Raw genomic sequence first — 17,122 nt, 5'->3', positions numbered from 1 at the left:
AGGAAATGTTGAAGAGAAGACAAAGACGGAAATAAAACATTCAATACTCAGTATGCTCTTATTTAGAGAATATACTGAAGCAAGATTTTGAAAGGATTGCCCGAATATTATTCGCGAATCTACGTCTTAGTATATTTGCAAAAATCATTAAAATCAGGTTTTTAACTGGTGGAGGTTTAAAAAGTGTGGTGAAAAGCGTTTGATAGCTGTAGGTTTGAGTGTGACATCATACTTTAAAAATCTTTCTTAGTTTGAAATAAAAAACTTTTAGTTAACCAAATTCAACAATTAACATCGGCTGAGATTTTCTCAGTTGAACAATTCTAATTGTCTAAAAAATTATTTGATGAGTTGTATTCGATGAATACTCAAGAGTTATTCGATATTGCTGATAAAGTCATCTATAAATCTACTGGCAAACATCTTAGTGATTTACAAGCTGATTTATTGAAAGCGTCATTTCAAAACAAAACATACGAGCAGTTTGCCAACGATCGCGGCTACTGTCTTGACTATATTAAGAAGGATGTAGGCTCATTATTATGGAATGTGCTCTCTCAAGCTTTAGGAGAGAAAATTACTAAAAAGAACTTTCGACAAGCTTTGGAGCGATATCAACAGGCTCAAGAATTGCTCAACGTTGGGGATGCACAAAAACGACTAGATGTTTGCGAGCTAGTTGAAACTTCGGCTTTGTCTAGACGTACTCAAGAATTCGGCACGCTCAAACAATTGCTCCGCCAAGGAAAATGCAGATTCGTCGCATTTGTAGCTTTGACGGAAGTAGAACAATCTTCTTGGGCTGTAAAGTTGATAGAACCAATAGAAAATGAGTTTGATGGTGCAAGGGGGCGATCGCTCCCTCATACTGAACCATTAGCTAGTCTTGTTATTGAACTTGTCCCTTTGTTGCCAAACCAACAGCAACCAAAAATTCAGATCGGATGTTTACTTCAATATTTATCTTCTGATGATTTTCTGCTGGTTTTAGACAATGCCGAGGTTGTTTTGCAAGTTGGTAAGTTGCTGGCAGAAGATAGCCAGAGTTATGCTCCGATCTCGCACTTGGAAAAATTGAGAGCTTCGATCTCGTAGGCGTATTAGGCGGTATGGGTAAGGAGTGTTGAAGTTATTGCAGGCGATCGCATTTGTACGACATTGAATGATGCCACAACTGTACACCTTTGTTGGAAAGTATTGGCTAGCTCAATAGATTCTTATGAGTCAGTTTTGTCACAACCACTTTTTAGTCTATATTGCCAGATTGTAAAAGCTAGACTTGTCACATAGCCTAACCTACCCTTGTTTTGACTCTAAGATTTAGGCAGTAGATTTAAGAGTTAGAGAGCTAACCATGAGTTTGGTAATCTCAGACGAACTTGTAAGAGCAAGCGGCTTATCAGAATCAGCTTCAGTGAGACGAGCACCTATTAAATAGTGTCATATCAAAAACCTCTCAGTTGAATCAAGTGTCCACTAGTCCGAGTAAGATTGGGCAAGTTGATTGAAACTGAAGGACTATCAAATGCTGTTCATGATTGTTGAGCGATTTAAAGACAATGATATGCTACCAATCTATAAACGCATTCGGGATGAAGGTAGGATGTTTCCTGAAGGACTAAAGTATCTTGATAGCTGGGTGGAGCCGAATTTTAGCCGATGTTTTCAGTTGATGGAGTGTGACGACTTACGCTTAATTCAAGAATGGATTTTGAAGTGGCGTGGTTCAGGAGCAACTTTTGAAATTGTTCCGGTATTGAGTAGTAAAGAAACCCAAGAAGTTGTTGAGCCACTGCTCAACCACTTGTAATTTCTTCACAGCAAAAGGAATTGCAGAGTATTTCGGCGATCACCTGAGTGATGAAGAAGTAAAAGTTATGCAACAAGCACCCAAAAAAATTCTTGGAGCGATCGCCATCCACCAGTAACCTTCAAACCAACTCCGATATTTATTTTGCCTTAACTTTATGCTTTAGTGTCTTTGTGGTTTTACCTCCTCACACAGCTGATGAGTGCTTCTATCCAATCTCTAAAATTACTATTTGTTTCCACTTCCGTTGGGCCTCTTGGTACAGGACTTGGTGGCGGTGTGGAATTAAGCGTGTATAATATTGCCCAAGAGATGATCCGGCGAGGGCATCAACTGCAAATCGTCGCCCCAGCAGGTTCCACATGGAATTCGTTACCAATCATACAAATTCCCGGTAATTTACAAATCATTGCCCAAAGTCTGAAACGCACAGATCCCATCACTATGCCAGAAAATTCTGTGTTGGCCAATATGTGGGACTATGCTCGTCGAGTTCAGGATAACTACGATTTGATTGTAAATTTTGCTTACGATTGGTTGCCTTTTTACTTGACACCTTTTTTCAAATGCCCGATCGCCCATTTTGTCAGCATGGGCTCTTTGTCTAATGCTCTCGACCAAATTATCATCCACATATCAAAGCAATTTCCCGGTACACTTGGCTTTTACACTCCTTCACAAGCGGCGACTTTTCCTGAGATCACCCCACCCATATACTATTTAAGTAGCGGTATTGATTTATCTCTGTATCAATTTTGTGCTGAACCAAAACAACAATTAGCTTGGTTAGGTCGTATTTCCCCAGAAAAAGCTTTGGAAGATGCAGTAGCTGTAGCAGAAACTACTAAAATTCCACTAAAGATTATGGGTAAAATTCAGGATGAATTATACTGGCAGCAAATTCGTCGGGATTTCCCCAATGCCCCTTTTGAATATCTGGGATTTTTACCAACTGCGCAGTTGCAACAGATAGTCCGCGAGTGTCAAGCTTTATTAATGACACCGCGCTGGGTAGAAGCATTTGGCAATGTGGCTATAGAAGCGCTTGCTTGTGGAGTTCCAGTTATATCCTACAGTCGCGGTGGCCCAGCAGAAATAGTCCAAGATGGCAAAACTGGATTTTTGGTAGAACCTGATAGCGTTGCTGGGTTAGTAAATGCAACACAACGTATTGCCGAAATCAACCGTCACACTTGTCGCCAGCAGGCTGAGGAAAAATTTTCTCTCGTAGCACTAGGCGATCGCTTTGAAAAATGGTTCAAGGAGATTATTTTTTAATGCCATCCCAAATTATTATTCCACCACCCCTCCAACCAGGAGACTTGCTCAGAGTTATTGCTCCTAGTGGTGCTTTACGAGAATTGGGGGCATTTCAACGCGGAGTAGATATTTGGCGATCGCGTGGTTACAAGGTAGAAATCATTCCAGAGATAGATGTCAAATGGGGATATCTGGCAGGTAAAGATGAAAATCGCCGCGATCATTTAGTATCTGCATGGCAAGATCCAGAATGTCGGGGCATTCTTTGTGCTAGAGGTGGTTTTGGCAGCACCCGGATTTTGGAAGAGGATAAGGGGAGGGAGAGTTTCTCCGCGTCTTCTCCCAAGTGGCTAATTGGCTTTTCTGACATCACTGCTTTGTTGTGGAGTCTTTATCAAGCAGGGATTTCTGGTGTTCATGCTCCTTTATTGACTACAATAGCCGATGAACCAGATTGGTCGCTGCAACGCTTATTTGATTGGGTAGAAGGGCGTCCCCTTGCTCCTTTAAAAGGTTGTGGTTGGGGAGGCGGTGTTGCTAGTGGCATTCTGTTACCAGCAAATTTAACTGTCGCTACCCATCTTTTTGCTACACCTATCCAACCAAATATGGACGGTATAATTCTTGCCTTTGAGGATGTTACAGAGGCTCCTTATCGCATTGATAGGATGTTGACACAATGGCGGATGAGCGGTGTTTTGTCTAAAGCCCGTGGTATTGCCTTGGGGAGCTTTAGCAGGTGTGAAGCGCCACCAAATGTACCTAGCTTTAGTGTAGAGGAAGTGTTGCGCGATCGCTTGGGTGATTTAGGTATTCCTATTGTCTCCGATTTACCTTTTGGTCATGAAGCACCAAATGCAGCTTTACCAGTAGGTGTGCAAGCAACTCTAGATGGCGATCGGGGAATATTGGATATCTTTTAAGAAATAAGGCAGAGGGCAGAGGGCAGATGGCAGAAGGGAAGAGGATTGACTTATTTGTCTTATTTATAGCCGATGGTGCGCTGCCTATGCAGGTGATTAGTTTTTAAAGGCTTGTTATGAATAATTTGCAGGCTACAAGTGATAACACGTATGACTTAGTAATAATTGGTGGCGGAATTAATGGAGCTGGTGTAGTGCGAGATGCAGCACTGCGGGGACTTAATACGCTCTTGATTGAGAAGAATGATTTTAGCAGTGGTTCGACAAGCTGGTCAACTCGATTAATTCATGGGGGATTACGCTATCTAGAGACTTTTGAATTTTCCTTGGTGCGTGAATCTTTACGAGAGCGGGAAATTCTTTTGCACATAGCACCCCATTTAGTAAAACCACTGCTACTGACGATTCCGATTTATCGCGATCGCTCTCGCCCTTACTGGAAAATTCAAGCTGGGATGCTCCTTTACGATATCTTGAGCTTCGATAAGTCTTTGTTATCTCACAGGATGCTACCAAAGCGGAAGTTTCAGCAGTTATTTCCCGAACTTGATGCTGAGGGTTTATGTGGTGGTGTTCAATATTACGATTGCCAAGTCGCTTATGCTGAAAGGCTATGCCTGGAAAATATCCTTTCCGCCCAAGCAGCAGGAGCCACGGTGCTGAATTACGTGCAAGTCAAGCAGCTGCTTCAACAGGGAAATAGAATTGATAGTCTTAGCTGTTGCGATCGCTTTACAGGTGAAGAAGTCAAAGTGAAACTGAGCGATCGAGCTGTAGTTGTCAATACATCTGGGCCTTGGGTAGACCAAATCTTAGAATCGATTACCGCAAATGGGTTAACATCAAGCAGGAGTGAAAGTAAAAAAATCGGCCCGACTAAAGGTAGTCATATTATTGTCGATCCCTTTGCTGGCGCACCCATAACTGCATTGTATGTAGAAGCGAAAACGGATGGGCGTCCTTTCTTTATTATTCCTTGGTTGGGTAAATATTTAATTGGAACTACGGATAAGCACTTTCAAGGCAATCTCGATCAAATCAAGGCTGATAACGATGAGATTGACTATCTGCTTAATGAAACCAATCGTGTTATTCCTATTGCTGGGTTGTCTCGTCAGGATGTGAAGTTTACTTATTCTGGTGTTCGTCCTTTACCTTGGGAAGAGGGCAAACAACCAGGAAAAATCACGCGCAAGCATATTCTTTGCGATCGCACACCAACAGGAATTGTTAATCTAATTTCTTTGATTGGTGGTAAACTCACAACTTATCGCCAAGTTGCGGAAGAAATAGTTGATGTAGTTTATCAAAAACTAGGTGAAAAAGCTCCTGCTTGCTCAACTCAGACTCAACCCTTACCGGGAGCGATATTACCCAATGATTCTCGCCTGAAAAAAGCCCTTGATGACTATAGGGATGTGATTCCACCCAGTTCAATTCATCACTTATTTTCAATTTACGGAGCAAGAGCGATAGAGGTTTTAGCCTTGACAGATTGCTCATCTGAATTAGCTGAAGTGATTACGCCTGAGCTACCAGATATTAAAGCCCAGATTGTCTATGCTGTAAATTCAGAACTAGCGCAAACATTGGTAGATATTGCCCGTCGCCGCACATCTGTGGCAATGCTGAGTAATTATGGCTTAGACTTACTACCTGTAATGACTGAAACACTAACTAAGCACTGTGGCTGGAATTTCCAGGATTGCGATCGCCAAGTAGAAGATTATTATACTTACGTCCAACAAAATTGTATTCCCGATTATCAACAGGGGACTGGCAAACCCGGAGGGTGACAGGGTACAGAGAAAGAGATTTTCATGGCAAGGTTTGTGGGATTTTCTTGTAATTGACTGGCTTGAACCTTTCTTACCTAGTCCCCAGTTACCAGTACCTAGTACCTTTTTAGTGTGTGCAGTTCATGAAGGCTACTTCTCAGTAAAATTTGGCTGCTGAATAAGTTTTACTATTTCAATTACCAAATCTGTGGGATCTACAGGCTTCAGTAGGTAACCTTGAAACCCACACTGAAGATGAAAATAGCTCTCTTTTTGTAAATCAATGGCTGTTACTGCAATAGCAGGAATATTTCCCAGAGGCGGATTAAGAGTTCGGATTTGACTAAGTAATGAGTAGCCGTCAACTTCTGGCATGGCAAGATCGGTAATTACAAGATGTGGTTGAAATTGTTTTATTACTTTTAAAGCTTCTAGGGCTGATGCTGCGGTTGTTACCTGAGCGCTATTTTCTTCAAGAACAAAAGTGATGAAGGTACGGGTATCTTCATCGTCGTCTACTACAAGTATGCGCAAACCATCCAAAGATTGAAAATCTTTTCTATCATCTTTGAGATGATAATCTTTATGGTCGTCTGACACGATAATACTGCCTCCTAGTTGCTTACTCAATTAGGGGGAAGTCCTGCTAGGAGCTAGTTGGAGCTGGCTACCTAGTGGGCATATAAAGCAATACAGTTCAGTATAACGGTAGCCAACACCTGAAAAGGTGCGGCTAAACAGACTAAGCCTAACGAAAGCAGGCTTGGTTCTGATAGTTTCAGGCTACCCTACGGGAAGGCGCCCTGTAGGCTTAAGTGAACCGCATTGGTATATAAATTTCACTAAGTTTCATTAAATCAGTTTTCTGTGGTGTTGGTCTTATTTCCTCCGAGACAATTACTTTTCTTAAAATAATTACCTCCTTAGTTAGATGTATCTCTGTTTATACGCAGCTAAAAAATTTCGCTCTTAACCACTACCCCTATACCTAATCACCCTTCGGGTTCGCCAGTCGCTACAACGGAGCGGAGCCGGAGACTCCGAAAGCTCCGGGGAACCCTCCGAAGTCGCCACCCTACGGGAAGCCGCCCGGAGGGCGTCTACAACGGGGGAAACCCCCGCACGGCGCTTCTCTCCGCAACGCGCTGGACTCACCAATCCCCAATCCCTTTTGCATACATCCCACATCCTTGAGCATTTCTAAATGCTTGTGTACGGGTGCTAGAGTATTTGCGGTAATCATTCCACTTGCTGCGACTGCTGGTAAACCGATGCCGGGAAATGTCGAATCACCACAGCACAGTAATCCTGGTAAAGGCGTGCCAGAACCTGGGAAGAAACCTTTTCCGGCTGGAATTGCCGCACCGTAAGAACCACGATGGCGGCGCAAAAAGCGTTCGTGAGTTAAGGGTGTACCAACAAGTGTGACTTCACATCGCTGACGAATATCTGGAATAATTCGTTCTAGGGCTTGCCACATGACTTCCGCACGCGATCGCTTACTTTGGGCATACTCCTGACTTTTTCTATCTATTCCCTGCCAAAGAGCGTACGGCTCATTACCAGGAGTATAAACGTGAATTACGTGCTTACCTGGTGGTGCTAATGACGGATCAAGAATTGAGGGAATTGACACTAAAACTACATTTTGAGGCGCTGTCACACCTTTTTCCCAGTCGTTAACTACGATGTAATGACAAGCAAGATGCGAAGGCAAGTCTTGGGCATCGATACCAAGGTGGAGATGCATGAAACTATCACACTCAGGTGTACTAGCTCGCTGTTCTATAAACCATTTAGGCACTGCTTGCTCTGGCAGTAACTTGAGGGTATCCCACACCGATGCATTTGATATAACAGCCCGTCGCGCCCGGATTTCTTTACCACCACGCAGACGCACCCCTATGGCGCGATTACTTTCTACAAGTACTTGTTCGACATGAGCATTCAATATTAACCGCCCACCGTGTTTTTTCAACCCTCTAACTAATGCATCCACCAGCGCACCACTACCGCCCATCGGATAATCAAGCACTACTCCTGGACGATACCAGTCTGCAAACATAAATGCCATCTCTGCGGCACTAGTTCCATTGGCTGGCAATCCAGAAAGAAGAAAACAAAGTAAATCCAGCCAATTACGAATAAAAGAGTCATGAACAACACCCTCTATCACCTGGCTAAAAGCTCCCGTTAGCTTGCTGATATTGCCAGCATGACGTAACATCGGCAAAGCAAATCTACCCATCGTCATGACTGCACCCAGATCAAAACGCAACGCCGCAGGTGGAATAGCAACTGCTGCACTAGCTAGGGGTTCAATCACGCGTTGAAGTTTACGCCATTCGGCAACAGCATCTTGCCCACGCAGACGAGAGAGAACTTCACAAAATTGATCTGCACCTACCGTTGTATCAAAATCACCTTCTGGCAAACAGCATCCCCATGTATCGTATGTCGCCCAAGATATATCTTCAGCGATCGCATCTAGTACTTGACGCAGGGGATTAGCAGAAGGTTTGTAAGATAGTCCAGAATATAGAGATGGTCCAGAATCAAATTTGAATCCGTTACGCTCAAAGGCATGGGCAGCACCACCAGGGATGGAGTGGCTTTCGCAAACTGTCACATCAAAGCCATAGCGTGCCAGTATGGCTGCACAACTCAAACCACCAATACCGCTACCGATGACGACTACATCTGTTAAGTTTGTGTTGCTCATCTTGAATAAGGGTGCTGCTTGTCAAACTCCACTTTACCGTACTCTAGTTTGACGATTCGGTCTGCGAGATGAAAATAGCGATCGTCGTGGCTAATTGCTAGCACTGTTTTACCTTTATCTCTCAGATTTGGTAACAGTTGGGTGTAAAAAAATTCCTTAAATATTGGATCTTGATCTGCTGCCCACTCATCAAACAAATAAATGGGTCTGTCTTCCAAATATGCTATTAGTAAAGCTAATCGTTTACGCTGTCCTTGAGAAAGAGCAGTAGTAGAGATTTTACCGTTTTTAATCGTTACTTTATGGTCTATTTGTAGTAGTTTCAAGTAATACTGAATTTGTTGCTCTAAAGCAGAATTTTCTAAACCTAAAATTTCATCAAATAGATAAAATTCAGAAAAAATAACAGAAAAATGCTGGCGATACCATTCCCGATTTTGTTCGTTAATTAACTCGTTATCTAATCTAATTTCTCCAGCATCAGGAATGTAAAGTCCAGTAATTAGTTTCGCCAGAGTTGATTTACCGCTACCATTTCCTCCGACAATAAATACCAATTCTTGTGGATAAAATATTAAATCTATAGGGCCTAAAATAAAGTTACTATCTTCTCTATCTGCGTAATAAGTGTGAATGACACCTTGAAGTTGTAAGCTATGCCAATAAGATTTGATTGCAGGTGGAACTGTTAATTCTTCTGCTCTACTGTTTAGAGATAAACCCAGAGACTCAATTTTTTGCAATGCAATATTAGCTCTACTTAAATGAGGAAGTTTGCTAATGATATTGTCCATTGGCAACATCAAGTAAGTAAAAGTTAAGATGTAACCAGAAAGAGTTTGCGAGTTGATAGTAAGCAGATTGGGTAGGACGAAAAGTACAAAACCAAGTGCAAAAAAGAATATGAGTTGTCCCCAGCTAGAAGTTGTAGCAAAAAGGGTTAAACCACCAATATTGTGAAGACGGTAGTTAGCGGCGGCTGATTGCAGTTTTTGTTCCAGAAAGACTTGACGACGCCGATAGTGTAGCTTAAGTTCTTTTACTCCTTCAGTAATACTACGGAAGTGCTTAAACAGCACATCTTGATCCTCACGAGCAAGGGCAAGTAATTGCTCACCTCTATCCAACAAACACTTGCAACTAGCAATTGCCACAACTGCAAGGGCGACAACTAGTATAAGGACTAACCAGGATAACCAAGTAATATACACTACACAGCCCAAGACAATCGCCAAATTTATAAACAAAAAAGGCATTTGGTAAACACCGTTGGCAACTGCTTGAACGTCTTCTGTGATAGTTGCTAGTAGTCGGGGGTTTCCTAGTTCTTCCAGATGGCTCAACTCAGAGAAGAGAATCTGGCGACTCAAGCGCATCCTTAATTTGAATACTGCATTTTGCGATAAGCGAATCAGCATCACTTGAGAAATAATGCTGGTAATCAGTACAACTATTGCCAGCCCTGCAAAGCCCCAAGCTATAGTTGCTAATGATGAAGTGGACTTATTAGTTGCAGCATAGCTAATCAGAGCGATCAGGCTAGCACTACTACCACCACTGAGAAATCCAGTGACAATGGCGATCGCTAGAATTTGCCAAGAACCTTTAAAAAGACGAAAAATATACACTTTTGGGCTGCTATCTATATCTATAACTAATATCTATTATTTTTATTGAAGGAGACTGGTTACTAGCGATCAAAATAAGGAATTGTCCCCATGCCTCCCTAGTATTGCAAAAATATGTACAGGTTTGATAAAAATAACTTTGATTCTAATCCGATTATCCAGGAGTACTATCTTCATGAACTCCAAGTATGCCTCGAAATAGTTTAAAATCTTTAAATTTCCGAGATCTACTTAATTTTCATTTCTGTATCGTTCTGCTGTATGAGCAGTGAGATTTAAAGTTCGGGCTTTTACAGTTGGGGAATATTTTATGAAAAAGATATTAACAAAAGTCTTAGCACTTTCAGGGATTATGGTGTTTCAGGAAGTCTATATGATTTCCAGTAGCAGAGCTGAGACTTTAAAGTTGACTCAACAAAGCCCTGATTGGGAACGTCTCAATTTTGCTCATAACGAAGACGAGCGGTGTAAACAATCAGATGATCCGTTCATAGTTCCAGCTTATATTTTTTCAACCCCTGATCGGAGTGTGATTTCATCACCTGCCCTCAAACTTACTGGTTCTTACACAACTGCTCCGCAAGAGCACAGAGAGTGCGTCGATCAATCTCAGCATCGCCCAGTTTTGTTCCTTACAAATCGCGAAAAATTTCAGTACGGTTTCGAGGATACAGGGGATGGACAGATTTTTGTTGCTAATGTGCAGCATATTAGAGCTGGCAGTCACTCGCATACATGGTATGTTGCCAGCATTCCAGTCAAATCTGTAACTAGTATGACTTTCCAAGTTGCCATGCGGCGACAACCAGTTTTGGGGGTGCGCGGGATGCATAGCCAAGTACGTATAGCTTTTGATGAACCCGTGATTCTCAAGCAGCAGTTTCCGATTAATACAAATGAAGAAATTCGAGTTAACGAATTGATTTTCTCTTTCCAAGGCGTCACTAAATCTGGTGTGGAGATAGATTTAACTCGTGGTGTAGATGGCTCCTCTCTTTTGGCAGGAGGTATTTATACAACCAACGCAAAGCTATATGATGCATTTGTCACTAACTCCACTCAGTCTATGCGGCAATTTAGTCTCAATTTGCCGCGCGATCGCATGATTGCCTATATTCAAAAATTTATCAACAACAGCAATTATCGGCGCTTATCCCGTCATTTTGGGCTTTTTGGCAGCAATTGCAATAGCAATCAATACTACATTCTTGACAAAGTTATGAACAAGTTTTATAGTAGCCTCCAAAAGGAAAGTAGTGGCAAAATTGTTTTTTGGGATCCTGACAAAGCTTATAAAGGTCTTAAAGTACGTGGACTGTTGGTAAAAGAAATCGCTCCCCATGAAAGAGAGGTGGGAGCGCGGATGTTTCTTGCAACTTTTGGTATTTCTGGTGCAAATTTGGTGTCGCAGCGCTCAAGACAAACTTTTAATTAACTTTAGAAAGGAATTTACTTAAATCAAATTCCTCTTGTTTTTCTTGCTTAAATCTTTCGGAATTGAGAATTAATAAAAGTCGTTCTGAGTAGTCTACTGCTCCTCGTAGTTCATTTTGCAAAATTTCGAGTCCACCATTAGCATACTCTTCAAAAATATGTATGCGTTGCTCGTCAGCTATATCATTATCACCTAATATATTAATGTCTGTTGTTTCAACAATAGCCAATAAATTAATTAAAAGAGCAAAACTGCCAGGAAAATAATCCTGTCGCAGTGGAGATAAATCTTTAGCTATTCCCTCTAGAGGAATTCTTTTTTTATGCTTTGCACCCAAAGCAGCAGCAAATGTTATTGCTTCTACATAAGTTTGAAAAGGGCCAGTAGTATCTTTTGATGCTACTAATGCTCTTACTAACTCCACTTTGTCTTTAGCAATCTTGATTCTACTTGCTGCCATTGTTTTGTATCTACGGTGCTGCAATTTTAACTTAAATTTAAAAGCGATCGCTAGAGCTAAACAAATAAATCATCCACTCGCATCAACCATCCAGGCATAGCAGGTTCAGCTTCCGCTAGTTCTCCGCGACGATATAGTTGTGGTTGTTCGGGATTACTGGCACGATAAACCCGAATTGCTTCTTCTTTAAGTACATCTACATCCCACACCACCAACGTAACTGCTGCAAAATAATCACGACGCTTTGCTGCCATATCTTTTTCTGCTGCTTCATCATAGTCATTTTCACTCCTGACTTCAGCAGCAAAAACAGGCGCACCATCAAGAAACTTTCCACCTGTTGGTTTCCCGGTGTACAATGCAGCATCGGGACTGAAAGAACGACGGTTCGGAAGATTAACAATAAAGCCTACATTATCAGGTAAAGCATAACCGCTTCCAGTGCAGCGTTCATACTCGCGCAAACTCACATAAATTTCGCCGCTTGCACGCCCTGGTAAAAATCCCGTTGGAGACATCCATATCAATTTCCCATTCACAATTTCCGCTTTGCAGTTTTCGGGTAGGTAGTACAAATCTTCAATAGTAGCTTCAGTGTTTATACTCATAAAACCTATCTCTTTACCAAAGCGATCGCACTCTGTTGTTTTCACATCCTAACCTACGGGAAGATGCAAGCTACATTTTCAGACTGATAGAAAATAGAATGTAATTTGTTGAAAAAATACCAATACCTAAGTAAATAATTCTTTTACCCGCACCTCAACTTCTGGAAAAGCAACTGTGGTAATAATTTCCGCCTCAATCATTCTGTGGTAATCATCTACCGTCCACAAGTGCAAACTTGTTGTAGTCATAAGCTTTCGGTTCCCTTTTGTAAATAGCTTATCTCGTTGTTATTGCTATCAACACCTGTGCTTGCACGTCTTTTGTTACACCCGAAGATATTTTTTATAGTCGTATGAATATCCGGATGCCCAGACGCGATATATCGCGTCTCTACAAGGGTTCTCGGTTGACTTCAACTATTTCTGTATACTCAAACTCGTTTGGACTTTGCCTCACAAGGGGATATCTTTCTTCTGCCAAATCAATATAATCCTGTTCGCAGTCTGGTTTAGAAGAGTAGTAAGTTAGCACATATTGCTTGCCTATTCTGTTTGCTATTTCTGCTTCCACTTCACCCCGCCACTGTGTCTTAGTCACCATTACCACTAATTGATTCGCCAATCTAGGAATTATCTTGGCGATTTGTCGCCGATATTGCTCATCTAGGCTACCAAAAGGTGAATCCATCACAATTGGGAAAGTACTGCTATCGGGAATCATCAGAATATTCTTGCGATCGCTCCACTCCCGTACGCGATCAATAATGCTGGCAATAAAAGATAAACTGAGGATTTGGTTTTCGCCTGTGGAAGCAGCAACAGGTGATTCTATACCTGTTGTATTTTCTACCAAAGTCAGTTCATACTTTTCACTTATTTTTGGAATATAGGGCGTGAATGAAATTTCACCGAATATCTCTTGCACCCGCTTTTCTAGTTGCAAGCGAAATTGCGTTTCTTGACGAATTTTTACTTCTGCTAGCCTGTCAATTGCATCTTGGGTAGCGGTGATTCGGCGTTGGGCTAGTGCTTGCCTTTCTTCATTGAATTTCTGCTTGGTAATTTGCTTGCTCAAATCTTCCAATTCTGTTTTTATATGCAAGCTTTGCTGCTCATTTCTGCCAATATCTAAAGTTAACTCCGTGATTTTCTCTTCTATTTCATCCAAACGCTTTTGTAGGCTACTTATTTCTTCATTAGCATCTTTTCGTAATCTGTCTTCAATGTTATCTATCTCTGTCTCTATTTGCGAGATACTTTTTCTTAACTCATTTATTTTCGCCTGTTCCCTGTCAACCTCTTCCCAAAATCCTGCTGCTTGCTGATCAATTTCGTCAACTTGAGCGCTCATGCGAATAGCTGTTTCTTCTACTGTAGAAGAACCTGCCCTATCCAATAATTGTCTGACATTTTCGTGAGAGTGGCTTCCTTCGTATAAATCTGTGCCACATATACAGCATCTAGATTTCAATAATTCATTAATAAATTCTTTAGAAATACCAGGGGATAACTCACCCCTTTGCTTCAACTCATCTAAAATTTTACGGAAACTTGCAGTTTTTTCTGAAAGAAATATAGTGTAACCACGAGTAGAAAGAACTTTTTTTAATACTTCTCTAATTTGTTTAAGAGTATCTTGGTTAGATTTTTTTTGCTCTTCTAGAAATTCTCGTCTTTCTTCTAATTCTTTAGCGGCGTTAAGTTCTCTTAATCTATAGCTTGTTTCTTTTTTTAAAGTTTGCTGATATTCTAACTCTTGACTAATTTCCTGTTGACACTTTTCAATGTATTCAAGCTCTCGTTCAAATTTTACTTGTTGTTGTAAAAGTTGTTTAATGCCTGAATCTCCAATAATTTTCAACTCATTTTCTAAACTTTTTTTTGCTTCTTTTAAATGATTAATAGAACGATTTATTACCTCTACACCTAAGAAAATTTTTGTTGCCTCAGCAATTTCTGCTTTTTTATCAGAGCGAACAATTTCTTCAATACGTTCGCCATCAAAAAAGAAATATTGATGTAAACTAGCAGGTAAAATTTGATTAATTATATCTTCTGGCTTTTGATCTGGTAAATTCCATCTTCCGTCATCTCCAGCAAATTGTAAATATAATTTTGTTTCGCCAATCTCAAACTCAGTTGAATTTTTATAAACCCGAAATTCACGTTTTACTCGGTAGCGTATACCGTCATGTTCCCAAGCAATCTCTACCCAACATTCTACAGGTTGTCCGAAATTTGCCTCCGCTACAGCACGCTTATTCACCAACTGTTCAACAGAGGCAAAAGCAGCACTAAATTTCTCGTACAATACCCAAGTAAACGCATTGAGTAAGCTAGTTTTACCTGCACCATTATTGCCGTGAATAATTGTTGTATTATAATCATCTCCATGAGCCAGAATTATCTCTGGCGTTTTTCCATAAAAGGAGCGAAAGTTGCAAAGCTTAATTGAAGTTAGCTTCATCTTACGACATCCTTCACAATCCTCAAAATATCATCATTAATATGGCTATTAATTTTTTTATCTAATCTAATTTTTTCTAATTTACATACCTGTTCAATGATTTGCCGTACTTCTGCCGATGCACTAGTAATTGGCTCCTGAACATCATCAATATTTGCTTCTTTATTCATTTGCTGATTAAATTAATGTAATATTTTTTGATTTTAAACACGGATACAGTCGCGATCGCATCCGTAGAGCCACTGTTTCCTTTATTTCTTGGCATTAGTTTGAGTGTCAATCAAAGCAAGATTTTTTATTTAATAAACGCAGATATAGCCTTTCCCACTCTGGTGAGGTACGAAATGACCCCTCCCCAACCCTCCCCTTAGCAAGGGGAGGGTGCGTGATAGCGCGGGAGGGGTGTACTTTATTTGCTTGGAAAACGCTATAAACACAAATACAATATATAAAAATCCTCCTGTTTTCTTCAAATATCCAATAAACCATATCGCTTTTGTAAATCAAGTAACTTGATTCTTGCTTCGCCCGCATTGTCTGCCAAATCAGCAAACTCTACAAAGCGTCGCAGTTCTTTCCTTAATAGATTACGTTCTACTTCTAAAGTTTTTCTATCTAAATTAGGTGGTAAAACAATCATGTCAAATATTGTGGCGCGTTCTTTACCTGGATGCGGGCGCAAAACTCGTCCGCGTCGTTGGATAAATTGGCGAGGATTACCGGAACTTGCCAAAATTACAGCAGTTTGAATTGCTGGAATATCTACCCCTTCATCCAAACAGCGAATTGCCACTAACCCCTGCAATTCACCACTTTCAAATTGACGACGCAATACTTCCCGTTCTTGTAATGACGTTTGTGCGGTGTAGGTGCTTACTCTGTAACCCAGTTCTACCCCCAAAATTTTGGCAACAGCTTGAAGTTGATGCAAGCTAGAACGTTGCCCTATTTCTTGGGAAGCATCACTACAGTAAAAGAGAGTATGAGATGTTTCGCGGCGATTTGCCATTAATTCTCGCAAAGCATTTAATTTATTTTCTGCTGCGCCAATTAACCTAGCTCTTTGCATTAATAAAGGCTTTAAATCTTCGTTATCTTCTAAGTCACCTATTTCTATATTTTCTCGTTCCCGATATAGCAATGCTCTGCCAATTTTTTGCGTTAATTTTGCGTAAGCACGACTTTCAACCTCCGTTAACTCTACTAAAATTGGGTAGTAAAGATAATGTACTAAAGCGCCTTGACTAATAGCATCTTTTAAAGTTAGTTCTGGTTGAAGTACTGAGCCAAAATAATCAAATAATGATTGAGTTCCAGCTTCATCAAAATACCTTTCTGGTGTAGCAGACAATGCCAGCCGCAAGCCCACAAATCGGGGTAAACTTTCTTCTAACTTAGATGCCCCTAAGTTATGAGCTTCATCGCCGATAATTAAAGTTTTTTCGGGAAAATATTTAAGTTGAGACTGAAATCCATCTCCAATTAAAGTAGAGTTGGTAGTGATGACTGTCAAAAATGCTTGTGAACCAGAATGTACATTATAAAGTTGACTAGAAAGCTGACTTTGCCAGGTGTTTACATTTTCAAAAGCTAAAATGGGCTGCAAATTAAATTTTTCACATTCTCGCGCCCACTGAGTCACAAGATGACGGTAAGGACATACTATTAGCAACGCTTGCAAGTTAATTTGTTTGTATAATTCACAAGCAACGGAAAGTGCCGTAATTGTCTTACCGCTACCTGTAGCCATTTTCAATGTACCTCTGCCATTGTTAGCAAACCAATTATTTATAGCTTGGCGCTGATATTGCCGTAATTGCAGAGATGCTGGCATCCACGGGCATCCAGGTAATGGCTGCTGGGTTTGATAACTGCCTTTGCTCTCGCCTGCAAAAGGTAATTTGAGACGATATTGCTGTGGGAGTTTTTCCCCTACAGCCTTTTGGGAGGTAAGCAGTTGCTTGACTCGATACTGCGTTAGATACATTGATACTAAACAGGGATTGGTGAGTGGGGAATGGAACAAGAGTG

At 40.9% G+C, this 17,122-nt stretch carries 16 protein-coding genes; 7 read left to right on the top strand and 9 right to left on the bottom strand.

Annotation, left to right across the window (positions count from 1 at the left end; all coding sequences use genetic code 11):
* The first annotated feature begins 360 nt into the window (after positions 1-360).
* The 6 genes from QUB80_RS12115 to glpD all read left to right on the top strand — a co-directional run bounded on the left by QUB80_RS12115 (position 361) and on the right by glpD (position 5,789).
* Positions 361-1,095 (top strand): helix-turn-helix domain-containing protein, encoded by a 735-nt coding sequence (locus tag QUB80_RS12115; protein ID WP_289789748.1) that lies wholly within the window; start codon positions 361-363, stop codon positions 1,093-1,095.
* Positions 1,096-1,504: 409 nt separating this feature from the next.
* On the top strand, positions 1,505-1,810 hold the full coding sequence (locus QUB80_RS12110) for a DUF3303 domain-containing protein (RefSeq protein ID WP_289789747.1): 306 nt from the start codon (positions 1,505-1,507) through the stop codon (positions 1,808-1,810).
* The gene (locus QUB80_RS12105) at positions 1,785-1,928 is read left to right on the top strand and encodes a hypothetical protein (protein WP_289789746.1); all 144 of its coding nucleotides are present in this window, start codon (positions 1,785-1,787) and stop codon (positions 1,926-1,928) included. Before QUB80_RS12110 ends, QUB80_RS12105 begins: the two co-directional genes overlap by 26 nt.
* An 80-nt stretch (positions 1,929-2,008) precedes the next feature.
* Positions 2,009-3,088 (top strand): glycosyltransferase family 4 protein, encoded by a 1,080-nt coding sequence (locus QUB80_RS12100; RefSeq protein ID WP_289789745.1) that lies wholly within the window; start codon positions 2,009-2,011, stop codon positions 3,086-3,088.
* The gene (locus QUB80_RS12095; RefSeq protein WP_289789744.1) at positions 3,088-3,993 is read left to right on the top strand and encodes a S66 peptidase family protein; all 906 of its coding nucleotides are present in this window, start codon (positions 3,088-3,090) and stop codon (positions 3,991-3,993) included. Before QUB80_RS12100 ends, QUB80_RS12095 begins: the two co-directional genes overlap by 1 nt.
* A 116-nt stretch (positions 3,994-4,109) precedes the next feature.
* Positions 4,110-5,789 (top strand): glycerol-3-phosphate dehydrogenase, encoded by a 1,680-nt coding sequence (gene glpD, locus QUB80_RS12090; RefSeq protein ID WP_289789743.1) that lies wholly within the window; start codon positions 4,110-4,112, stop codon positions 5,787-5,789.
* A 132-nt stretch (positions 5,790-5,921) separates the two neighbouring features.
* Here the strand turns inward: glpD and QUB80_RS12085 are convergent, their stop codons facing one another.
* The 3 genes from QUB80_RS12085 to QUB80_RS12075 form a co-directional block, all read right to left on the bottom strand.
* Positions 5,922-6,371, bottom strand: a complete 450-nt coding sequence (locus QUB80_RS12085; RefSeq protein WP_289789742.1) for a response regulator — start codon at positions 6,369-6,371, stop codon at positions 5,922-5,924.
* Between the two features lie 475 nt (positions 6,372-6,846).
* Entirely contained in the window at positions 6,847-8,493 is a 1,647-nt protein-coding gene (locus QUB80_RS12080; protein ID WP_289789741.1) for a phytoene desaturase family protein, read from the bottom strand.
* Positions 8,490-10,121 (bottom strand): cyclic peptide export ABC transporter, encoded by a 1,632-nt coding sequence (locus QUB80_RS12075; RefSeq protein WP_289789740.1) that lies wholly within the window; start codon positions 10,119-10,121, stop codon positions 8,490-8,492. The genes QUB80_RS12080 and QUB80_RS12075 overlap by 4 nt, the downstream gene beginning before the upstream one ends.
* Positions 10,122-10,431: 310 nt before the next feature.
* Here QUB80_RS12075 and QUB80_RS12070 point away from each other — a divergent pair, with 310 nt between their 5' ends.
* Entirely contained in the window at positions 10,432-11,556 is a 1,125-nt protein-coding gene (locus QUB80_RS12070) for a hypothetical protein (protein WP_289789739.1), read from the top strand.
* On the opposite strand, the gene QUB80_RS12065 is transcribed toward QUB80_RS12070, so the two are convergent.
* The 6 genes from QUB80_RS12065 to QUB80_RS12040 form a co-directional block, all read right to left on the bottom strand.
* Positions 11,549-12,016, bottom strand: coding sequence for a DNA phosphorothioation-associated protein 4 (locus QUB80_RS12065; RefSeq protein ID WP_289789738.1), 468 nt, complete (start codon positions 12,014-12,016; stop codon positions 11,549-11,551). The two genes, QUB80_RS12070 and QUB80_RS12065, sit on opposite strands and share 8 nt — an antisense overlap.
* Positions 12,017-12,072: 56 nt before the next feature.
* Positions 12,073-12,669: a Uma2 family endonuclease gene (locus tag QUB80_RS12060; protein ID WP_289789737.1), complete on the bottom strand. Its 597-nt coding sequence runs from the start codon at positions 12,667-12,669 to the stop codon at positions 12,073-12,075.
* An 81-nt stretch (positions 12,670-12,750) separates the two neighbouring features.
* The gene (locus QUB80_RS12055; RefSeq protein ID WP_289789736.1) at positions 12,751-12,873 is read right to left on the bottom strand and encodes a hypothetical protein; all 123 of its coding nucleotides are present in this window, start codon (positions 12,871-12,873) and stop codon (positions 12,751-12,753) included.
* A 142-nt stretch (positions 12,874-13,015) separates the two neighbouring features.
* Positions 13,016-15,091, bottom strand: a complete 2,076-nt coding sequence (locus QUB80_RS12050; RefSeq protein ID WP_289789735.1) for an AAA family ATPase — start codon at positions 15,089-15,091, stop codon at positions 13,016-13,018.
* Entirely contained in the window at positions 15,088-15,261 is a 174-nt protein-coding gene (locus tag QUB80_RS12045) for a hypothetical protein (RefSeq protein ID WP_289789734.1), read from the bottom strand. The genes QUB80_RS12050 and QUB80_RS12045 overlap by 4 nt, the downstream gene beginning before the upstream one ends.
* A gap of 299 nt (positions 15,262-15,560) precedes the next feature.
* Positions 15,561-17,078, bottom strand: coding sequence for a DNA phosphorothioation system restriction enzyme (locus QUB80_RS12040; protein WP_289789733.1), 1,518 nt, complete (start codon positions 17,076-17,078; stop codon positions 15,561-15,563).
* Positions 17,079-17,122 lie beyond the last annotated feature (44 nt).

This window comes from Chlorogloeopsis sp. ULAP01 (assembly GCF_030381805.1).
Lineage (GTDB): Bacteria > Cyanobacteriota > Cyanobacteriia > Cyanobacteriales > Nostocaceae > Chlorogloeopsis.
This window is presented reverse-complemented; position numbering and strand designations above follow the sequence as displayed.

Excerpts from the sequence above, each read along its gene's own strand:
- QUB80_RS12115 (WP_289789748.1), top strand. The coding sequence starts at position 361 with ATGAATACTCAAGAGTTATTCGATATTGCTGATAAAGTCATCTATAAA.
- QUB80_RS12100 (WP_289789745.1), top strand. The coding sequence starts at position 2,009 with ATGAGTGCTTCTATCCAATCTCTAAAATTACTATTTGTTTCCACTTCC.
- QUB80_RS12095 (WP_289789744.1), top strand. The coding sequence starts at position 3,088 with ATGCCATCCCAAATTATTATTCCACCACCCCTCCAACCAGGAGACTTG.
- glpD (WP_289789743.1), top strand. The coding sequence starts at position 4,110 with ATGAATAATTTGCAGGCTACAAGTGATAACACGTATGACTTAGTAATA.
- QUB80_RS12080 (WP_289789741.1), bottom strand. The coding sequence starts at position 8,493 with ATGAGCAACACAAACTTAACAGATGTAGTCGTCATCGGTAGCGGTATT.
- QUB80_RS12070 (WP_289789739.1), top strand. The coding sequence starts at position 10,432 with ATGAAAAAGATATTAACAAAAGTCTTAGCACTTTCAGGGATTATGGTG.
- QUB80_RS12065 (WP_289789738.1), bottom strand. The coding sequence starts at position 12,016 with ATGGCAGCAAGTAGAATCAAGATTGCTAAAGACAAAGTGGAGTTAGTA.
- QUB80_RS12055 (WP_289789736.1), bottom strand. The coding sequence starts at position 12,873 with ATGACTACAACAAGTTTGCACTTGTGGACGGTAGATGATTACCACAGA.
- QUB80_RS12050 (WP_289789735.1), bottom strand. The coding sequence starts at position 15,091 with ATGAAGCTAACTTCAATTAAGCTTTGCAACTTTCGCTCCTTTTATGGA.
- QUB80_RS12045 (WP_289789734.1), bottom strand. The coding sequence starts at position 15,261 with ATGAATAAAGAAGCAAATATTGATGATGTTCAGGAGCCAATTACTAGT.
- QUB80_RS12040 (WP_289789733.1), bottom strand. The coding sequence starts at position 17,078 with ATGTATCTAACGCAGTATCGAGTCAAGCAACTGCTTACCTCCCAAAAG.